This window comes from Pseudomonas sp. PDM20, from assembly GCF_014852575.3.
GTDB lineage: Bacteria > Pseudomonadota > Gammaproteobacteria > Pseudomonadales > Pseudomonadaceae > Pseudomonas.
This window is the reverse complement of sequence record NZ_CM181224.1, coordinates 3,311,580-3,331,485: the sequence shown is the minus strand read 5'-3', so window position 1 is coordinate 3,331,485 and position 19,906 is coordinate 3,311,580. Positions and strand designations below refer to the sequence as shown.

12 protein-coding genes are annotated in these 19,906 nt (G+C 67.4%); 10 read left to right on the top strand and 2 right to left on the bottom strand.

The window, feature by feature from the left end; genetic code table 11:
* Window positions 1-64: 64 nt before the first annotated feature.
* From IB261_RS15160 to IB261_RS15115, 10 genes are all read left to right on the top strand, one after another.
* The gene (locus IB261_RS15160; protein WP_192382481.1) at window positions 65-268 is read left to right on the top strand and encodes a DUF2934 domain-containing protein; all 204 of its coding nucleotides are present in this window, start codon (window positions 65-67) and stop codon (window positions 266-268) included.
* Between the two features lie 370 nt (window positions 269-638).
* Window positions 639-2,168, top strand: coding sequence for a glycogen synthase GlgA (gene glgA / locus IB261_RS15155; RefSeq protein WP_192382480.1), 1,530 nt, complete (start codon window positions 639-641; stop codon window positions 2,166-2,168).
* Window positions 2,165-3,910, top strand: coding sequence for a malto-oligosyltrehalose trehalohydrolase (gene treZ, locus IB261_RS15150; protein WP_192382479.1), 1,746 nt, complete (start codon window positions 2,165-2,167; stop codon window positions 3,908-3,910). The genes glgA and treZ overlap by 4 nt, the downstream gene beginning before the upstream one ends.
* Window positions 3,910-5,952 carry a 4-alpha-glucanotransferase gene (malQ, locus tag IB261_RS15145; RefSeq protein ID WP_192382478.1) on the top strand — a complete coding sequence of 681 codons (2,043 nt, stop codon included), beginning with the start codon at window positions 3,910-3,912 and terminating at the stop codon, window positions 5,950-5,952. The genes treZ and malQ overlap by 1 nt, the downstream gene beginning before the upstream one ends.
* Entirely contained in the window at window positions 5,945-8,671 is a 2,727-nt protein-coding gene (gene treY / locus IB261_RS15140; RefSeq protein WP_192382477.1) for a malto-oligosyltrehalose synthase, read from the top strand. The genes malQ and treY overlap by 8 nt, the downstream gene beginning before the upstream one ends.
* Window positions 8,668-9,111: a DUF2934 domain-containing protein gene (locus IB261_RS15135; protein WP_192382476.1), complete on the top strand. Its 444-nt coding sequence runs from the start codon at window positions 8,668-8,670 to the stop codon at window positions 9,109-9,111. The genes treY and IB261_RS15135 overlap by 4 nt, the downstream gene beginning before the upstream one ends.
* Window positions 9,112-9,135: 24 nt before the next feature.
* Window positions 9,136-11,262 carry a glycogen debranching protein GlgX gene (gene glgX, locus IB261_RS15130; RefSeq protein WP_192382475.1) on the top strand — a complete coding sequence of 709 codons (2,127 nt, stop codon included), beginning with the start codon at window positions 9,136-9,138 and terminating at the stop codon, window positions 11,260-11,262.
* Window positions 11,263-11,383: 121 nt separating this feature from the next.
* Entirely contained in the window at window positions 11,384-12,166 is a 783-nt protein-coding gene (locus IB261_RS15125) for an endonuclease/exonuclease/phosphatase family protein (protein ID WP_192382474.1), read from the top strand.
* Window positions 12,163-13,377, top strand: coding sequence for a cardiolipin synthase ClsB (gene clsB / locus IB261_RS15120; RefSeq protein WP_192382473.1), 1,215 nt, complete (start codon window positions 12,163-12,165; stop codon window positions 13,375-13,377). Before IB261_RS15125 ends, clsB begins: the two co-directional genes overlap by 4 nt.
* Entirely contained in the window at window positions 13,374-14,339 is a 966-nt protein-coding gene (locus tag IB261_RS15115) for a lysylphosphatidylglycerol synthase domain-containing protein (RefSeq protein WP_151187090.1), read from the top strand. Before clsB ends, IB261_RS15115 begins: the two co-directional genes overlap by 4 nt.
* Before the next feature lie 38 nt (window positions 14,340-14,377).
* Here the strand turns inward: IB261_RS15115 and glgB are convergent, their stop codons facing one another.
* Window positions 14,378-16,555 (bottom strand): 1,4-alpha-glucan branching protein GlgB, encoded by a 2,178-nt coding sequence (gene glgB, locus IB261_RS15110; protein ID WP_192382472.1) that lies wholly within the window; start codon window positions 16,553-16,555, stop codon window positions 14,378-14,380.
* Window positions 16,552-19,887 (bottom strand): maltose alpha-D-glucosyltransferase, encoded by a 3,336-nt coding sequence (gene treS, locus IB261_RS15105; RefSeq protein WP_192382471.1) that lies wholly within the window; start codon window positions 19,885-19,887, stop codon window positions 16,552-16,554. The genes glgB and treS overlap by 4 nt, the downstream gene beginning before the upstream one ends.
* Window positions 19,888-19,906: the final 19 nt, after the last annotated feature.

The following is a 19,906-nucleotide window of genomic DNA, read 5'->3' as shown; positions in this document are numbered from 1 at the left end:
TGAACAACCTGACTGACGCAGCAGTCATCGGTTCTACACAGATGACGAACTGCTGGAGCCGACCATGAATCAGCATCGCAACGACCAGGACCGTGAAGCACAGATACGCCAGAAGGCCTATGACCTCTGGGTTGCCGAAGGCAAACCCAGCGGCCAGGCCGCCCGCCATTGGCAGATAGCGGAGGAGCACCTGGGTCACTCGTTGCCCGTCGAGCGCGCTCAGGAGCTGGACTACAAGGGCAAGCGCAACCCTCGCCGCGAAGCGTAGCGGCAAGGCGTATTGCAACCGACGCAGGGGGGCATCGTGCATTCTGCTGGTCGCACATCGCCACGCTCCCTTCCGAATTGCCCTTCCGATCAAGCAGTTAGCGCCACGTCGAAGACTGGTACGGACCCTGCTTGCAGCAATGCCTGTCGGCCACAGCATTTTCGGTCGCGTCTTCTGCCCCTGCCTGATGCCCCTCCAACCGAACGGCTCCCGCGCTGACCGGGATGCCGCCACGTCGGTAGTGCGCGTCGGCAGAAATTCGAAACTTCGCCCGCTGGGGGCAGGTCCCCCGCAGGACAGGACAAACACCACGGAGAACCACGGGGCTGGCAGGAAACGCCAGTCGCCCTGACGAATCGAGGAGTCAACGATGCGTAACCAGCTGGCCGATGTGCGCCTGGAAGAAGCCACAGTCAACGTCACCCCGATCCCGTCGGCCGAAGGTACGCCGCCGCAGCGGCGCAAACGGATACTCTTCGCCACCTCCGAATTCAGCGACTTCGTCAAGGCCGGCGGCCTGGGGGACGTCTCCGCCGCTCTGCCCCGCGCGCTGCTCGCCGATCACGATATCCGGGTGTTGATACCCGGTTATCCGCAGGTGCTCAAGGGCGCTATCGCCTGCAGGATTGTCGGACGCCTGCCAGGCCGCGCCGCGCTGCCGGCCTGTGACATCGGCGAGCTGAAGCTGGCCGACGGGCTGGTGGTCTACGCGGTGATCTGCCCTGAGCTCTATGACCGTCCCGGCACCCCCTATGTCGACCAGAACGGCCACGAATGGGCCGACAATCACATTCGCTTCGCTCGCCTGAGCCTGGCCGCCGCCGACATCGCGGCCGGCGTGAGCGCGCTGGCGTGGTCGCCGGACCTGCTCCACGTCAACGACTGGCCCACCGCACTGGCACCGGCCTACATGGCCTGGCGCGGGCAGACCACACCCAGCGTGCTGACCATCCACAACCTCGGCTACCAGGGTTCCTGCCCGCTGGGCTGCTGCGCCGAGCTGGGCCTGCCGGACTCCGCCGGCTTGCCGGGCAGCATGGAGTTCTACGGCAAACTGTCGTTCCTCAAGGCCGGTATCAGTCATGCCAGCCACATCACCACGGTGAGCGAGACGTATGCCCGTGAGATCACCGGGCCGGACCTCGGCTGCGGCATGCACGGCGTGCTTGCCCAGCGTCGTGATCGCGGCCAACTGAGCGGCATCACCCATGGCATCGATGCCGGCTGGGACCCGCTGACCGATCCGCACCTGATCGAAGGTTTCGACGCCTCGCACATTGCCGGCAAACGCCGCAATGCCGACTACGTGGAGAAGCAGTTCGGCCTGCTCCCAGGACGCGGCCCGCTGTTTGCAGTGGTCTCGCGGCTGGTCCAGCAGAAAGGCATCGACCTGACCCTGGCGATCGCCGACGAGATGGTTGCCGCTGGTGGCCGGCTGGTGTCCATCGGCTGCGGCGAGCCGGAGCTGGAGCAAGCCATGCGCGAGCTCGCCGAGCGCTATCCGGGCCGGGTCGGCGTGCAGGTCGGTTTCGACGAGACCACCGCCCGACGCATCTATGCCGCCAGCGACTTCCTGCTCATGCCCTCGCGCTACGAGCCGTGCGGCCTCAGCCAGATGTACGCCCAGCGCTTTGGTTCGCTGCCCATCGCCCGGCACACCGGCGGGCTGGCCGACACCATCATCGATGGCGTCACCGGCCTGCTGTTCCGCGACGAAACCCCCGCCAGCTACTTCGACGCCGTGCGCCGCGCACTGAACATCTACCGCTACCCCGAACTGCTGCACGCCATGCGCTGCAAGGCCATGGAGTCGCCGCTGCCCTGGGACGAAGCCGTGCGTCCCTATACCTCCCTCTACCAGCGCCTGCTGCAACGGGTGCCGGCGCAGGCCGTGCGATGACCTTGCAGCACGGCGCGATGACACTGCCCGACGGCAAGGTGCGGTTTTCGCTGTGGGCGCCGGATGCGCAGCGCGTTGAGGTGGAACTGGGCGGTGGCAAACGCCACGACCTGGAAAAGACCGAAGACGGCTGGTTCAGCGCCGAGGTTCCAGCCATCGTCGGGCAGACCTACCGCTACCGCATCGACCACGACCTGCTGGTGGCGGATCCGGCTTCGCGGGACCAGGCCGGTGGTGTCGAAGGCGAAAGCCGTGTGGTCGACCCCGGCGCCTACCGCTGGCTGCACCCGAACTGGCGCGGCCGACCCTGGCACGAAGCGGTGATCTACGAAGTCCACGTCGGACTGTTCGATGGGTTCTCGGCGCTGCAGGGGCGACTGGAAGAGCTCGCCGCGCTGGGTATCACCGCCATCGAACTGATGCCGCTCAATGCCTTCCCCGGTCGGCGCAACTGGGGTTATGACGGTGTGCTGCCCTACGCGCCGTCGTGTGCCTATGGCGACCCGGACAATCTGCGCCGACTGATCGACACGGCCCACGGTCTGGGGCTGATGGTGTTCATCGACGTGGTCTACAACCACTTCGGCCCGCAGGGCAACTACCTTGGTCGCTACGCCAGCGCCTTCTTTCGCGCCGACCAGCAGACGCCCTGGGGCCCGGCCATCGACTTCCGCCATCCGGCGGTGCGCGAGTTCTTCATCGGCAACGCCGAAATGTGGGTGCACGAGTACCGCGTGGACGGCCTGCGAATCGACGCCGTGCACGCCATCTCCGACAAGGGCTTCCTTCTTGAACTGGCCGAACGCGCCCGCCGGGCCGCCGAAGGCCGTGAGCTGCACCTGATCCTGGAGAACGAACACAACGAGGCCAGCCTGCTGCAAGGCGAGCGCGGCTTCGACGCCCAGTGGAACGACGACCTGCACCACTGCCTGCACGTCCTGCTCACCAGCGAGAACGAAGGCTACTACGTCGACTACTCGCACACCCCGATCGAACAGCTGTGCCGCTGCCTGCGCGAGGGCTTCACCTTCCAGGGCGAGACCGACTACCGGGGCGTCGCCCGCGGCGAACCCAGCGGCCAGCTGAGTCCCCAGGCCTTCGTGGCCTTCCTGCAGAACCACGACCAGGTCGGCAACCGTGCCTTGGGCGAACGTCTCACCGCCCTCGCCCCCAGGGAGCACCTGCGTGCGGCCTGCGCGCTGGTGCTCCTCAGCCCCATGGTGCCAATGCTGTTCATGGGCGAGGAATGGGGCGAGCAGCAACCCTTCCTGTTCTTCACCGACTACCAGGGGGAGCTGGCGCGGGCTGTCACCGAAGGTCGACGAGAAGAGTTCAGGCGCTTCAGCCGATTTTCCTCGCCGGGCGCTGCGGCCTGGATTCCCGATCCCAATGACTATCAGACCTACGTGGCTTCCCGGCCTCGTCCCGAGCAGGGTGACGACACCTGGCGAGCGCACTGCCGGCAGTTGCTGGCGCTGCGTCAGCGCTGGCTGACACCCCACCTGCCCGGCAGCCGCGCACTGGATGCGCAACCGCTGGCCGAGCGTGCACTGAGCGCGAAATGGCGGCTCGGCGACGGCAGCCTCTGGCGCATCGACCTCAACCTCGGCTCGGACGACGTCGCCATCGAACCGCCGGGCGAAGGCGCCCAGGTGCTGTTCTGCTGTGGCCAGGGCGTGGCGCACTACCGCCACGGCTGGTTGGGCGCCGCCGCGTTGGTCGCCAGCCTGGAGACGACCTGATGAGCGATGCGCAACTGGAGCGCCTGGCCAGCGAAGCGGGCCTGGCCATCGACTGGATGGATGCCGATAACCGCCCGCAGCGCCTGACCGCCGAGGTCCAACGCTCTGTGCTGGAAGCGCTTGGCTTCCCGGCGCAGAGTCCGGAGCAGATTCGCCAGAGCCTGGATGCGCTGGAGCGCCGCCAGGCAGAACTGCCACCGCTGATTACCGCCGACCAAGGGCAGCCGATTGCCGTTCCGGTGCCACCTGGGAGTCGCTACAAGCTGTTCAACGAAGACGACAGCGGCCACAGCGAAGGCCAGGTCGACGAACACGGACAATTACCCGCGATCGAGCAATCGGGCTACTACCCCCTGCACCTGGGCGAGCGGGAAATCATCCTTGCCGTGGCACCCCCGCGTTGCCCGTCGGTGGAGCAGTATTGTGGCGGAAAGCAGCGTGTCTGGGGCCTTTCCGCGCAGCTTTACTCCCTGCGCCGCGAGCAGGACGGTGGCGCCGGCGACATCGCCGCCCTCGCCCAACTGGTGCGTACGGCAGCCGGGCAAGGCGCGGATGCCATCGCCATCAGTCCGGTGCACGCCATGTCCCCCGCCTCGCGGGAGATCTACAGCCCGTACTCGCCGTCGAGCCGGCTGCTGTTCAACGAACTCTATGCAGCGCCTGGACTTGTACTGGGCGACGAACCGGTACGCGAGGCGCTCGCCGCCGCCGGGCTGGAAGCCGAACTGGCGCGCCTGCAAGCGCTGCCGCTGATCGACTGGCTCGGCGTCGCCCACCTGCGCGACCGCCTGCTGACGCAGCTCTACGGGCAGTTCCAGCACGAGGCCGGCGAGCTGCAAGAAGACTTCCTCGCCTTCCGCAATCTCGGTGGCGCCGAACTGCTGCAGCATTGCTGCTTCCAGGTCCTGCAACTGCGCCGCGCCGAAGCCGGCGACGGGCTGGACTGGCGCTTCTGGCCCGAGGATTACCGTAACGCCGGCAGCACCGAGCTGGGCCATTTCATGGTCGACGAAGAACAGGCGATCAGCCAGCAGGCGTTCGGCCAGTGGTTGATCGCCCGCGGCCTGCGGCAGGTGCAGACCGACGCGAAAGCTGCCGGCATGGGCATCGGCCTGATCGCCGACCTCGCGGTGGGTGCCGAACCGTCCGGCAGCCAGGCGTGGATGCGCCAGGATGAACTGCTTACCGGCGTCAGCGTCGGCTGCCCGCCGGACATCCTCAACCGCGCCGGGCAGAACTGGGGCATCTGCGCCTTCTCCCCGGACGGTTTGCGGCGCAATGGCTTCCGCGCCTTCATCGAGATGTTGCGGGCGAACCTGCGCTACGTCGGTGGTCTGCGTATCGATCACATCCTCGGCCTGCGCCGGCTCTGGGTAATTCCAGCCGGCGCGGAGCCACAGGACGGCGCCTACCTCGATTATCCGATCCAGGACCTGTTACGGTTGATCTGCCTGGAAGCAGAACGCGCCCAGGCAATCATCATCGGCGAGGACCTCGGCACCGTGCCACCGGGGCTGCGCGAGGCACTGGCCGAGCGCGGCATCCTGGGCATGCGCGTGCTGCTGTTCGAGCAGCAGCACGGCCGCTTCATCGCACCGGCACAGTGGCCAGACAACGCCCTGGCCACCAGCACAACTCATGACCTGCCGACCCTGGAGGGCTGGCAGAAAGGCCGCGACATCGACTGGCGCGAGCAGCTCGGCCAGCGCAGCCGCGAGACCGCCGCGGACGAGCGCAATACCCGCCAGCACGAGTCCTTCGCCCTGCGCCGGGCCTTGGGCGAGAACCAGATCCAATCAGACCCGGTGCTGGACGGCGCCATCGAGTTCCTAGGGGCCACGCCTGCGCCGTTGGTGTTGCTGCCGCTGGAAGACGCCCTCGCCTGCATCGAGCAGCCCAACCTGCCAGGGCCCGGCGATGCGCATCCGAACTGGCGACGGCGCTTCGAGCGCAACGCCGCAGAGATGCTTGACGACCCGCAAGTGCGTGCGCGCATGGAACGCCTGCGCCGTGCGCGTGACGGAGGGCGTGAACATGGCTGAAATCCGCGCCACCCTGCGCCTGCAGTTCCACCGGGAGTTCACCCTGGATGACGCCCTGCCCTGGCTGGACTACTTCTCCCGGCTCGGCATCAGCCACCTGTATGCCTCACCTCTGCTGGCTGCGCAGCCGGGCTCGATGCACGGTTACGACTCCGTGGACCCGACCCGCATCAGCGAGGAGCTGGGCGGCGAGCCAGCGCTGCGCCGGCTGGTGGCGGGCCTTCGGCAGAACGGCATGGGGCTGATCGTCGACACCGTGGCCAACCACATGCGTATCGGCGACGCCAATCCCTGGTGGCAGGACGTGCTCGAGTGGGGCCTGGACAGCCCCTATGCGCACTTCTTCGACATCCGCTGGCACAGCGACGACCCGCTGCTGGACCAGCAGGTGCTGCTGCCGTGCCTGGGCGAGGACTATATCGACGAGGTGACCTCGGGGCGCATCTGCCTGGATTACGACAACGCCAGCGCGCGCTTCCTGCTGCGCTACGGCGAGCAACGATTCCCGGTCTGCCCGTCCAGCTACGGGATGATCCTCTGCCATACCGAATGCCCCGAACTGCTGGCCCTGGCGCCGCGCTTCGTCGAGTTGCACCACCATCCGCTGGGCCGTCATCTGGCGCAGGCGCTCTGCCGGGAAGCGGCCGCTCCGCTTGCCGACAGCGGACGGCTCACCACCCTGCTGGCGTCCTACCGCGAGGATTGGCACAGCCTGCACCGCCTGATCGAGCAGCAGCATTACCGGCTGGCCAACTGGCGGGTGGCGGCGGACGACATCAACTGGCGGCGCTTCTTCGACATCAACGAGCTGGTAGGCCTGCGCGCCGAACACCCGGACGTGTTCCAGGCCAGCCACGCCTACCTGCTGCAACTGATGGATGAAGGGCTGATCGACGGCCTGCGCATCGACCACGTGGACGGCCTCGCCGATCCGCGCGGCTACTGCCGACGCCTATGGCGAGCCACGCGCGGCGCACCGGTCTACGTGGAAAAGATCCTCGGCCCCGACGAAGCCCTGCCGGCGGACTGGAAGGTGCAAGGCACCACCGGCTACGACTTCATGAACCAGGTGTCGCAGCTGCTGCACGACGCCCGTGGCGAGCCGTTGCTGCGCCACCTGTGGCTGGAGGTCAGCGGCCGGCAGGACGGGTTCGCCGAGGAAGTCCGCCAGGCACGCAAGCATGTGCTGGCCTCGCTGTTCGCCGGCGACGTCGAAGGCCTTGCACAGCAGCTCTGGCACATCGCTCGGTTCACCCTGGCCAGCCGCGACATCCCCTTGGGCTCGATCCGCCGCGCGCTGTTCCAGTTGCTCGCCGCCTTCCCCGTCTATCGCACCTATGCCGACGCGCTGGGCCGCTCCGAGCAGGACGAACACTTCTTCAGCCAGGCGCTGGAGCAGGCCCAGCAACACCTGGAACCGGGCGACCAGCGGACCCTCGGCTGGCTTGATCGCATGCTCGGCGGCGAGGCGCTGCGCAGTCAGCCGCCCGGCCCGATGCGGCAGCTGCGCAAGCTGGCACTGGACCGATTCCAGCAGCTCACACCACCGATCGCCGCCAAGTCCCTGGAGGACACCGCCTGCTACCGCTCGGCGGCAGCGCTGGGGCGCAACGATGTCGGCTTCGATCCGCAGTCCCTCGGGGGCGATACGGACGCCTTCCACCTCGCCTGCCTGAAGCGCCTGCGCAACTTCCCCCGCGCCATGCTGGCCACCGCGACCCACGACCACAAGCGCGGCGAGGACTGCCGGGCGCGCCTGGCGGTGCTCAGCGAGCGCGCCGGGTGGTTCGCCGAGCGGGCCTGGAGCTGGTGGAAACTCGCCGCGCCGCTGCGCCAGCACATCGCCCGTGGCCCCGCGCCCAGTGGCGGCGACGAACTCATCCTCTACCAGTGCCTGCTCGGCAGCTGGCCGCTGGAACTCGACATCGACGACGCGGAAGGCCTGCGCGAGTATCACCGGCGCATCGAGCAATGGCAGCGCAAGGCGATTCGCGAGGCCAAGCTGGACAGCGACTGGAGCGCGCCCAACGAAGCCTACGAACGCGTCTGCGGCGAATTTCTCGCCGGCATCCTGCTGGCGGACGACGGCGCGGCGCTGCGCCGGTCCATCGCCGAAGCAGCACGCAGCCTGATGCCCGCCGGGGCGCTCAATGGACTGACTCAGTGCGTGCTGCGCAACACCACGCCCGGGGTTCCGGATCTCTACCAGGGTTGTGAGCTCTGGGACTTCAGCCTGGTCGACCCGGACAACCGGCACATCCCGGACTTCGCCAGCCTGGAGGCCACGCTGGACGGCCCGCCGGATTGGCCCGCGCTGCTGCGCGACTGGCGCACTGGCCGCATCAAGCAGGCGCTGCTCGCTTGGGCCCTCGGGCTGCGCAAGCGCTGGCCGGCACTCTTCGCATCTGGCGACTACCTGCCGCTGGAGGCGCGCGGCGAGCACGCCGCACAGGTCGCCGCCTTCGTCCGCAGCCACGCCGGCCAACACCTGCTGGTCGTGGTGCCGCGCTGCGTAGCCGGGCTGCTCGGCGACTCTTCACTGCCGCAGGTGCCACCAGCGCGCTGGACGGACACGCGCCTGCACCTGCCTTCCTCGCTGGCCGCCATCCGCTGGAACGGGCTGGCTGGCCCGCTCGAACCGCACAACGGGGAACCCCGCCTGGCTGAGCTGCTCGGTGAGACCCCGGTCAACCTGCTCATATCCGGAGGTGAACGATGAAGGTCAATGAGCGAAGAGTCCGCGAACTGGCCTACCAGATCTGGGAGTCCGAGGGGCGCCCGGAAGGCCAGCATGACCGCCACTGGCGCATGGCGCGCAGCCTCGCCGAAGCCGAGGCAGGAAATGTCGATGGTACGCAGGAACCGGTGAAACCCCGCTTCGAGGGGGACAAGGAACCGGAGAAACCTGCCCTCCTCCAGGAGCCGCCGCGGCGCAAGGGACGCCTGCCCAAGGCAGACCCGGAAGTGCCGAACCAGGACGAAGGCGAAACCGTGACGCCGACACCGCCGGCGGCCGAGCGCAAGTCCCCGGCCAAGGCCAAGCCGACCAAAAGTGCGCCGACCGTGACGCCCACTGCCAAGCGCAAGCCCAAGCCCAGCCCGGCCGAGGCAGCGACTCCCGGCAACCCAACGGCGCCAAAGCCACGCACGAAGAAGTAGAGTATCTGACCCCAGGAGCCGGCCATGACCCGACGAGCACAGTCCCGCGTCACCGAAGGCCGCCCCTTCCCGCTGGGAGCCACATGGGATGGCCTGGGCGTCAACTTCGCGCTGTTCTCCGCCCACGCCACGCGGGTCGAGCTGTGCCTGTTCGATGCCCAGGGCAAGCACGAGATCGAGCGCATCGAGCTGCCCGAATACAGCGACGAGATCTGGCACGGCTACCTGCCCGATGCTCATCCGGGGCAGATCTACGGCTATCGCGTGCATGGCCCCTACGAACCCGACGCGGGGCACCGCTTCAACCCCAACAAGCTGCTGATCGATCCTTATGCGCGGCAGCTAGTGGGTGAACTGAAATGGTCCGAATCGCTGTTCGGCTACACCATTGGCTCGCCGGAGGCGGATCTCAGCTTCGACGAACGCGACAGCGCGGCATTCGTCCCCAAGTGCAAGGTCATCGATCCGGCCTTCACCTGGGGCGAGCAGCAGCCGGTGCGCGTGCCGTGGGACGAGACTGTCATCTACGAAGCCCACCTGCGCGGCCTGAGCATGCGCCACCCCGCGGTGCCCGAGCGCCTGCGCGGCACCTGCGCCGGGCTGATGAACAGCGAGCTGCTGCAACACCTGCGGCAGTTGGGCATCACCAGCCTGGAACTGCTGCCGGTGCATGGCTTCCTCGACGACAAGCACCTGCTGGAAAAGGGCATGAGCAACTACTGGGGCTACAACAGCATCGCCTTCTTCGCGCCCCAGGCCCGCTACCTCGCCAGCGGCCACGTCAACGAGTTCAAGGAAATGGTCGCGCACCTGCACGCCGCCGGTATCGAGCTGATCCTCGACGTGGTCTACAACCACACCGCCGAAGGCAACGAGCTGGGCCCGACCCTGTGCATGCGCGGGATCGACAACGTCTCCTACTACCGCCTGCAGGCCGACAACCGCCGCTACTACGTCAACGATTCGGGCACCGGCAACACCCTCGACCTGAGCCACCCGTGCGTGCTGCAGATGGTCACCGACTCGCTGCGCTACTGGGCCACGGAGATGCGCGTGGACGGGTTCCGCTTCGATCTTGCGTCGATCCTCGGGCGCTACGCCGACGGTTTCGACGAGCGCCACAGCTTCCTCGTCGCCTGCCGCCAGGACCCGGTGCTCAGCCACCGCAAGCTGATCGCCGAGCCCTGGGACTGCGGCCCCGGCGGCTACCAGGTGGGCGGCTTCCCGCCCGGCTGGGTGGAGTGGAACGACCGCTTCCGCGACACCGTGCGCAGCTTCTGGCGTGGCGATGAAGGCCAGCTGCCGGACCTGGCGCGGCGTCTCACCGCCTCGGGCGACCTCTACGACCAGCGCGGCCGTCGGCCCTATGCCTCGGTGAATTTCATCACTGCCCACGACGGGTTCACCCTGCGCGACGTGGTCACCTACGACCACAAGCACAACCAGGCCAACGGCGAGGACAACCGCGACGGCCACGACGACAACCGCTCATGGAACCACGGCGTCGAAGGCCCTACCGACGATGAGGGCATCCGCCGCCTGCGCGTGCAGCAGATGCGCAACCTGATGGCCACGCTGCTGCTCTCCCAGGGCACGCCCATGCTGCTGGCCGGTGACGAGTTCAGCCGCACCCAGCAGGGCAACAACAACGTCTACTGCCAGGACAACGAACTGGGCTGGGTGGACTGGAACCTCGACGACGAAGGCCATGAACTGCTGGCCTTCACCCGCCGGCTGATCCGCCTGCGCCAGGCCTACCCGATCCTGCGGCGCGGGCGCTTCCTGGTGGGCGAGTACAACGAGGACCTGGGTGTGCGTGACGTCACCTGGCTCGCGCCGGAGGGCGAGGAAATGACCGAGGATCGCTGGCACGACCCGCAACGGCGCAGCCTCGGCATGCTCATGGACGGTCGCGCGCAACCCACGGGTATCCGCCGCAGCGGCGGTGACGCCACCCTCCTCCTGCTGCTGAACGCCGGGCACGAGGGTCTCGATTTCATCCTTCCGGAGACAGCCCAGGGCCGCGACTGGCAGTACCTGCTGGACAGCGCCGAACCGCAGGAGCATGAGCACAACTGGGAGTTCGGCGCTGCCTACCCGCTAAGCGCTCGCTCGCTGGCCCTGTTCACCCTGCGTCGCAGCGACGACTGACCGTCGGGCAATCCGGCTGAACGTCGCCCACGCGGCTCAGTCGGAACCAGTAGACGCGGAGGCCCGAAATCGCCAAAGGCAGGCCCGGCGTCGGAATATCAACTCCATGGGGAGGAGGCACATGACCCAGGCCGAGGCCGGTCCGCAGAGCCTTGCCCAGGCGCAAGCCGGAACCTTGCTGCGCGTGCTCACGGTAAACACCCACAAGGGCTTCAACGCCTTCAACCGTCGCTTCATCCTTCACGAACTGCGCGACGCGGCGCGCGCCACCTCGGCGGACCTGGTGTTCCTCCAGGAAGTCCACGGCGAACACCAGTTGCACGCCGAGCGCCATGCCAACTGGCCCCAAGCGCCCCAGTACGAGTTCCTCGCCGACAGCATGTGGCCGGCCTTCGCCTATGGACGCAATGCCGTCTACCCCGAAGGCCATCACGGCAACGCCCTGCTCTCGCGCCTGCCGATTCGCTGTTGGGACAACCGCGATGTGTCGGTGGCCGGTACCGAGCAGCGCGGCCTGCTGCACGCACAGATCGACCTGCCCGGCGAAGGCACGCTGCACGCGGTCTGTGTGCATCTGGGGCTGCATGAAGCGCAGCGGCAGAAACAGCTCCAGCTGCTGTGCGCGCTGATTGGCGACCTGCCCGCCAACGACCCGGTGGTGGTCGCCGGTGATTTCAATGACTGGCGCTGCAAAGCCACCGGCGTCCTTGCCGGCTGCGGCCTGCGCCCAGCCTTCCCCGAGAGCGTCGGCGAACCGCGCAGCTTCCCCGCGCGCTGGCCGCTGCTGCGGCTGGACCGCATCTACGTGCGCCACCTCAAGGTCACCTTGAGCGAAGTGCTCAACCGCAAGCCCTGGCCGCACCTCTCCGATCACCTGCCGCTGCTCGCGGAGGTGTCGCTATGAACGAGGTATGGCGCGACGGCAACCGCGTGGAGCTGCTGATCAATGGCGAGGATTTCTTTCCCAGCGTGTTCCGCGCCATCGAGAGCGCGCGGCACGAAGTTCTGCTGGAAACCTTCATCCTGCGTGACGACAAGGTGGGGCGCGGGCTGCGCCAGGTACTGATCGACGCTGCCAATCGCGGCGTCCGCGTGGAAGTGACCGCCGACGGCTACGGTACGCCGGACCTGGACGCAGGCTTTGTCGGCGGCCTGCTGGATGCCGGTGTGCGCCTGCACCTGTTCGACCCACAGCCACTGCTGCTGGGCATGCGCACCAACCTGTTCCGCCGCCTGCACCGCAAGCATGTGGTGGTGGACGGTGCCGTGGCCTTCGTCGGCGGCATCAACTACTGCGCCGACCACCTGGCCGACTTCGGCACCATGGCCAAGCAGGACTACGCGGTGAGGATCGAAGGCCCCGGCGTGGAAGACATTCGTCGCGCCTGCCTGGAGTTGCTCAGCCCTGCTCCTTACCTTGAGGGCGGCGACATTCCCGCCGCTGACGCCGCGCACCCTGGCGCGTCGGCGGGCCCTTGCCGGACCTGCCTGGCCATCCGTGACAACCTCTACCGCCGCACCGAGATCGAGCAGCATTACCTGCGCGCCATCCGTCAGGCGAAGGAGCGGCTGCTGATCGCCAATGCCTACTTCTTCCCCGGTTATCGCCTGCTGCGCGCCCTGCGCGATGCGGCCGGGCGCGGGGTGAAGGTGCAGCTGATCCTCCAGGGACTGCCCGACATGCCGCTGGTCCGGCTATGCAGCAAGCTGCTCTACGACACGCTGTTGCGCGACGGCGTGGAAATCTACGAGTACTGCGAGCGCCCGCTGCACGGCAAGGTCGCGGTCGTCGACCGGCACTGGGCCACAGTGGGCTCGAGCAACCTCGACCCGCTGAGCCTGTCGCTGAACCTGGAAGGCAACCTGATGATCGAGGATGAGGCCTTCGCCGGTGGCCTGGACGAGCACCTGCAGGGCCTTGCCGTCGACAGCTGCCGCCGCGTCACCCGCCAGCATGCCCGCCGCGGCTACTGGTGGCGCGCGCCGCTGGTGTTCCTGAGCTTCCACTTCCTGCGTCACTTCCCCGCCATCGCCGGGCAGTTGCCGGCACACCGGCAGATGCTCCACCCCGCCAGCATCGACGATGAGGCCGGCCATTCGCCGGTGCAGCCATGAACCACAAGCGCTTCTGGAAGCGGGCCAACCGCGCCTTCAACATCGTGCTGCTGATCGCCCTGCCGGTGCTGCTGTTCCTGCTGCTGCGCGCCACCGACTGGGACGAGGTATTCCGCCTGCTGCGCGAGTACCCGCTCAGCACCCTGGCGCTGGGCATGCTGATCGCCTTTTGCAGCTACGGCATCTTCAGCAGCTTCGATGTGCTCAGCCGGTTCTACATCGGCCACCCGCTGCCGGTGCGCCGGGTATTCACCGTGGCCTTCGTGTGCAACGCCTTCAACCTCAACCTCAGCTCCTGGGTCGGAGCCATCGCCTTGCGTTACCGCCTCTACGGGCGACTGGGGATGAGCACGGGGGACATCACGCGCATCCTCACCTTCAGCCTGATCACCAACTGGTACGGCTACCTGCTGCTGGCGGGGGCGCTGTTCGTCTCCGGTTTCCCCGACCTGCCGCAGAGCTGGTCCCTCGGCCAGAGCGGCCTGCGGGCAATCGGCGTGTTGCTCCTGCTGCTGGGCGCGGCCTACCTGCTGGCCTGTCGCTTCGCCAGCCGCCGCGCCTGGGGCTGGAAGCGCTACCGGCTGAACCTGCCGACCTGGCGCCTCGCCGCTCTGCAGGGCATCGCCGGGGCCAGCAACTGGTCGATGATGGCGCTGCTGATCTACAGCCTGCTGCCCGCCTCGGCGAGCTATCCGGAAGTGCTGGCGACCCTGATGATCAGCAGCATCGCCGGCGTTGTATTGCATGTGCCGGCGGGCCTGGGGGTCATCGAGACAGTGTTCATCACCGTGCTGCGCGATCATTTCTCCCGCGGTGAACTGGTCGCCGCGCTGATCGGTTATCGGGTGCTGTACTTCCTCATTCCGCTGCTGCTCGCCTGCCTGGTCTACCTGTGGCTGGAACGGCATGCCAGGAAGCTGAAGCGGCGCGCGGATCGCCGGGAAGCCGCGCGGGCGTCCTGACCGCCGACCCTGCCGGCGGATCAAGGCGTGGCCTGCCGCTACAGGTCGACGGCGTCGCCGGTGGGGCGCAGGATCAGGCAGCCCAGCGGCGGCAGGTCCAGCGCCAGGGACTGAGTCTGCCCGTGGGACTCATGGGGGTCGCTTTCCAGCGCCCCCCGGCTGCCCGCACCCGAGCCGCCAAATGCGTCGGCGTCGCTGTTGAGCAGTACCTGCCAATGGCCGGCCAGCGGCACGCCGATGCGGTAGTGCGGACGTGGTACCGGGGTGAAGTTGTGCACCACCAGCAGCGGCGCGCCGTCGCCAGCCAGACGCAGCCAGGCGTAGACGCTGTTGCGCTGGTCGTCGCCGATCAGCCAGTGGAAACCCTCGGCGCGATCGTCGAAGGCGTGGAGCGCGGGCTCCTCACGCAACAGCTGGTTCAGCTCGCGAACCAGCGCCTGGGCGCCGAAGTGCTCGGCGTAGCGCAGCAGGTACCAGTCCAGCTGGCCGTCGTGGTCCCATTCGCGCCACTGGCCGAACTCGCACCCCATGAACAGCAGCTTCTTGCCCGGATGGGTCCACATCATCGACAGGAACAGCCGCAGGTTGGCGAACTGTTGCCAGCGGTCGCCGGGCATCTTGCCCAGCAGCGAACCCTTGCCGTGCACCACCTCGTCGTGGGAGATGGGCAGGATGAAGTGCTCGGAGAAGGCGTAGAGCAACCCGAAAGTCAGCTTGTGGTGGTGATGGCCGCGGTTGATCGGGTCTTCGCGGATGTACGCGAGGCTGTCGTGCATCCAGCCCATGTTCCACTTGTAGGCGAAGCCCAGGCCGCCCTCTTCCGTCGGCCGGCTGACGCCCGGCCAGGCGGTGGACTCCTCGGCGATGACCAGCGCGCCCGGCGCTTCGGTGTGTACCACGCTGTTGAGGTGGCTGAGGAACTCGATGACTTCGAGGTTCTCCCGGCCGCCGTGGCGGTTGGGAATCCACTCGCCGTCCTTGCGCGAATAATCGCGGTAGAGCATCGAGGCCACCGCATCCACCCGCAACCCGTCGATATGGTATTCACGCAGCCAGTGCAGCGCCGAGGCCAGCATGAAGCCATGCACCTCGTTGCGGCCCAGGTTGTAGATGTAGGTGTCCCAGTCCTGGTGGAAACCCTCGAACGGGTGCGCGTACTCGTACAGCGCGGTGCCGTCGAAGTGCGCCAGGCCATGGGCGTCGGTGGGGAAATGCGCCGGCACCCAGTCGAGGATCACGCCGATCCCGGCCTGGTGGCAGCGGTCGACGAAACGGGCGAATTCCGCCGGGCTGCCGTAGCGCGCGGTGGGCGCGAACAGCGACAGCGGCTGGTAGCCCCAGGAGCCACCAAAGGGATGCTCCATGATCGGCATCAGCTCGATATGGGTGAAACCCAGGTCGTCGATATAGGGGATCAGTCGATCCGCCAGCTCGTCCCAGGTCGGCGCGCGGTTTTCCACCCACTGCCAGGAGCCGGCGTGCAATTCGTAGATTGACAGTGGCCGGTCGAATCCCTGGCGCTCACCACGTTGCAGCATCCATTCGTCATCCTGCCAGGCGAAGGGTGTCGGGTCCGCTACCCGCGAGCCGGTGGCCGGCGGCATCTCGGTGGCCAGCGCCATCGGGTCGGCCTTGAGCGGCAGCAGGCCGTCCTGGCCAAGCAGTTCGTATTTGTAGACCTCGCCCGGCTGCAGGCGCGGGATGAACAGTTCCCAGACGCCAGCCGGGTAGCGCAGGCGCATCACATGCCGGCGACCGTCCCAGCCGTTGAAGTCGCCGACCACCGAGACCCGCCTGGCATTGGGTGCCCACACGGCGAAACGCACGCCGGGCACGCCTTCGTGCTCCATCGCCTGCGCGCCGAAGCATTTGCCGAGCTGGCGATGGTTGCCCTCGGCGAACAGGTAGAGGTCCAGTTCACTTACGGAAGGGCCGAAGGCATAGGGGTCCTCGGTGACCTGCTCATGCTCGGGCCAGTGGATGCGCAGCCGGTACGGTGTCTTCCGGGGCAGGCGCGCAACGAACAGCCCACCAGCATCCAGCGGCTCCATGGCGACGAGGAATTCGTCCTGCGGCGACAACAGTTCCACCGCCAGCGCACCGGGCAGCCATGCCCGCACCAGTTCGCCCTCTGCGTCACGGTGCGGACCGAGGAAGGAGAAGGGATCGGCGTGGTCGGCACGCTGCAGATGGTCCAGGTCGCGGAGCGGTGTCATGTACGTCCTCCAATCAGATGTCGCGCCAGTTCGAACAGCCCTTGCAGCGGAACGTCCAGCCAGTCAGGGCGATGTCCGGCTTCGTACAGCACTTCGTACGCGGCCTTCTCCAGGCTGAACAGGGCCAGCGCCGCGCCCTCGCCTTCGCGGCCATGCCATTCGTGCGGCAGGTCCACAGCGGCGGCTCGATAGGCTTCGAGGAAGGCGTCGCGGGCTTCGCGGCGATAGCGCAGCGCCAGCTCCGCGCGCGCTGCCTGGAGTTCTGCGGGCGCCTCGGTGCCCTGGGCGCTGCGCAGGGCCATGGCGGCGGCATAGTCGAAGGAACGTAGTACGCCGGTCACATCTTTCAGCGGGCTATGGCGACGACGGCGCTCGGCCAACGGGCGGTTCGGCTCGCCTTCGAAGTCGATGAGGAACGCATCGCCCTGCACCACCAGGACCTGGCCCAGGTGCAAGTCGCCGTGGACGCGGATCATCACCCCGCCCTCGGCCAACCGCGCCAGGTTGGCCACGGCCTGCAGCAGTTCGCCGCGTTTCTCCAGCAACCAGTCGACCATCACGCCGCCACGCTCATCCAGGTGGCCACGAGAGCGTTGCAGAGCCTCCAGCGCCTGTTCGATCTGCGTGCCGATGCTGCTGTTCCAGGCGGCGCTGTCAGCGGCGCCACTGCGGTGCAGGCCGAAATCCGGCACGTCGGTGGCTTCGGCCAGCAACTGGTGCATCTCGCCCAATCGCTGGCCAAGCTTGCCGGCGAACAGGCGCAACTCTTCCATCACGTCGAACCCAGGCTCGGCAGCTTCCACGCCCGGCAGCACGCCGTCGCGCATGGCGCGTTCCAGCTGGTTCAGTGTCCAGCTCCAGGCATCGCCCTGGTTGCTCAGGTAGCCCTGCAGCAACATCAGGGTATGCGGCTCGCCCCTGGCGTCGATACGCCGTACCTCGCCCAGCAGCGGAGCGATGTTGGCGTAGCCGCGGCGGCTCAGGTAGCCACCCATCTCCGCCTCCGGATGTACACCGGGGAATACGCGGCGCAGCAGTTTGAGCAGCAGCTTGTCGCCGATCAGCGCGGAGCTGTTGGATTGATCGACGCTGAGTACGCGGACTTCCGCCTCCTCGCCGATCTCGCCGTACTGCGGCAAGCCGGGTTGCGGCAGGAACTGCAGCTCGCCGGCAGGGCCTTGCATCGTCGCTGTTTCGCGCAGCATGCGCAGGACCAGGCGGCTGAATGCGGGCAAGGCAAAGGCGTCGGTCAGCAGCCCGACCTTGCGCCCGCGGCGTAGCCGGGCCATGGCCAGTTGCTGAGGCAGATCGTTGCCGGCGCTGCCTTTCTCCGGCACGGCAGCCAGTGGCAATTGATAGTGCTCCGCGCCCTCGGCACCGGCGACTTCCACCTCCGCCAGCATCGGCGCCGCATCGTCCTCGGTCAGTGGCATCGCATACAGCAGGTGGGCACTGCCGGCTTCCAGGCGGCCGCCGGCGAACCAGCGGCGCTTGGGCAGGTAGCGCGGCAGCGAGTCGTTCTCCAGCAGCTCGCGTGGTGCACCGTTCATGATCTCGCCCAGGCGCTGGGCCAGCACCAGGGTTGGCAGCTCGGGCATGCGCTCCACGGGCTGCACGTGCCAGGCCGGCATCTGCTGGCTGTCGGCGAGGTAGAACCAGTAGAAACCGTAGGGCGCCAGCGTGAGCAGGTAGGTCAGCCGACCGATGGGCGGGAAGGAAGCGCCACCGAGCATCTCGACGGGCACCCGGCCGTCGAAGGCTGCCAGGTCCAGCTCCACCGCCTGGGCGGCATTGGACAGGTTGGCGACGCACAGGATGGTCTCTTCGCTTGCGCCCTCGCCCTCCGGCCGGTACTGGCGCAGGTAAGCCAGGATGCGCCGGTTCGGCGGCGAGAGCATGCTGATGCTGCCGCGGCCGAAGGCCTTCTGCTGCTTGCGCACGCCGAGCATGCGACGGGTCCAGTTGAGCAGTGAGTGCGGGTCGCGCGCCTGCGCCTCGACGTTGACACCCTGGTAGCCGTAGAGCGAATCGAGAATCGGCGGCAGCACCAGGCTGGCCGGGTCCGCACGGGAGAATCCGCCGTTGCGATCCATCGACCATTGCATCGGCGTACGCACGCCATCGCGGTCGCCCAGGTAGATGTTGTCGCCCATGCCGATCTCGTCGCCGTAGTAGAGGGTCGGCGTGCCCGGCATGGACAGCAGCAGGCTGTTGAGCAGTTCGATGCGCCGGCGGTCGCGCTCCACCAGCGGCGCCAGGCGGCGGCGAATTCCCAGGTTGATGCGTGCGCGGCGGTCGGCGGCGTAGTAGTTCCACAGGTAGTCACGCTCGTCGTCGGTGACCATCTCCAGGGTGAGCTCATCGTGGTTGCGCAGGAAGATCGCCCACTGGCAGTTGTCCGGGATCGCCGGGGTCTGGCGCAGGATGTCGCTGATCGGGAAGCGGTCTTCCTGGGCGATGGCCATGTACATGCGCGGCATCAGCGGGAAGTGGAAGGCCATGTGGCACTCGTCGCCGGGGCCACCGTCCGTCCCGCCAAAATAAGGCCGCGTGTCCTCCGGCCACTGGTTGGCCTCGGCCAGCAGCATGCGGTCCGGGTAGTGGGCGTCCAGCTCGGCGCGGATGCGCTTGAGCACCACGTGGGTCTCGGGGAGGTTCTCGTTGTTGGTGCCTTCACGCTCGATCAGGTAGGGAATCGCATCCAGGCGCAGGCCGTCCACGCCCATGTCCAGCCAGTAGCGCATCACCCCGAGCACTGCGCGCAGCACCTGCGGGTTATCGAAGTTGAGGTCCGGCTGGTGCGAGTAGAAGCGGTGCCAGAAGTACTGCCCGGCCACCGGGTCCCAGGTCCAGTTGGATTGCTCGGAATCGATGAAGATGATCCGCGTCTGGTCGTACTTGCCGTCGTCGTCGGACCACACGTACCAGTTGCGCGCCTGGGAGCCCTTCTTCGCCCGACGTGCGCGCTGGAACCACGGGTGCTGGTCGGAGGTGTGGTTGATGACCAGCTCGGTGATCACCCGCAGCCCGCGTTCGTGGGCCGCATCGATGAAGCGGCGGGCATCGGCCAGGGTGCCGTAGTCGGGGTGCACGCCCTTGTACATGGCGATGTCGTAACCGTCGTCGCGGCGTGGCGAGGGGTAGAACGGCAGCAGCCAGAGGGTGTTCACACCCAGGTCGGCGATGTAGTCGAGCTTCTCGATCAGCCCGCGGAAATCGCCGATGCCGTCGTTGTTGGCGTCGAAGAAGGACTTCACGTGCAACTGATAGATAACCGCGTCCTTGTACCAGAGCGGATCATCGAGAAAGGGGCGGGTCTTGCGCTTGGCCATGGGTCGCGCTCCTTTACGG

What these genes read in the sequence shown, in the direction of transcription:
- glgB (WP_192382472.1), bottom strand. Translation starts at nt 16,555, where the DNA reads ATGACACCGCTCCGCGACCTGGACCATCTGCAGCGTGCCGACCACGCC.
- treS (WP_192382471.1), bottom strand. Translation starts at nt 19,887, where the DNA reads ATGGCCAAGCGCAAGACCCGCCCCTTTCTCGATGATCCGCTCTGGTAC.
- clsB (WP_192382473.1), top strand. Translation starts at nt 12,163, where the DNA reads ATGAACGAGGTATGGCGCGACGGCAACCGCGTGGAGCTGCTGATCAAT.
- treY (WP_192382477.1), top strand. Translation starts at nt 5,945, where the DNA reads ATGGCTGAAATCCGCGCCACCCTGCGCCTGCAGTTCCACCGGGAGTTC.
- IB261_RS15135 (WP_192382476.1), top strand. Translation starts at nt 8,668, where the DNA reads ATGAAGGTCAATGAGCGAAGAGTCCGCGAACTGGCCTACCAGATCTGG.
- glgA (WP_192382480.1), top strand. Translation starts at nt 639, where the DNA reads ATGCGTAACCAGCTGGCCGATGTGCGCCTGGAAGAAGCCACAGTCAAC.
- treZ (WP_192382479.1), top strand. Translation starts at nt 2,165, where the DNA reads ATGACCTTGCAGCACGGCGCGATGACACTGCCCGACGGCAAGGTGCGG.
- glgX (WP_192382475.1), top strand. Translation starts at nt 9,136, where the DNA reads ATGACCCGACGAGCACAGTCCCGCGTCACCGAAGGCCGCCCCTTCCCG.
- IB261_RS15125 (WP_192382474.1), top strand. Translation starts at nt 11,384, where the DNA reads ATGACCCAGGCCGAGGCCGGTCCGCAGAGCCTTGCCCAGGCGCAAGCC.
- IB261_RS15160 (WP_192382481.1), top strand. Translation starts at nt 65, where the DNA reads ATGAATCAGCATCGCAACGACCAGGACCGTGAAGCACAGATACGCCAG.
- IB261_RS15115 (WP_151187090.1), top strand. Translation starts at nt 13,374, where the DNA reads ATGAACCACAAGCGCTTCTGGAAGCGGGCCAACCGCGCCTTCAACATC.
- malQ (WP_192382478.1), top strand. Translation starts at nt 3,910, where the DNA reads ATGAGCGATGCGCAACTGGAGCGCCTGGCCAGCGAAGCGGGCCTGGCC.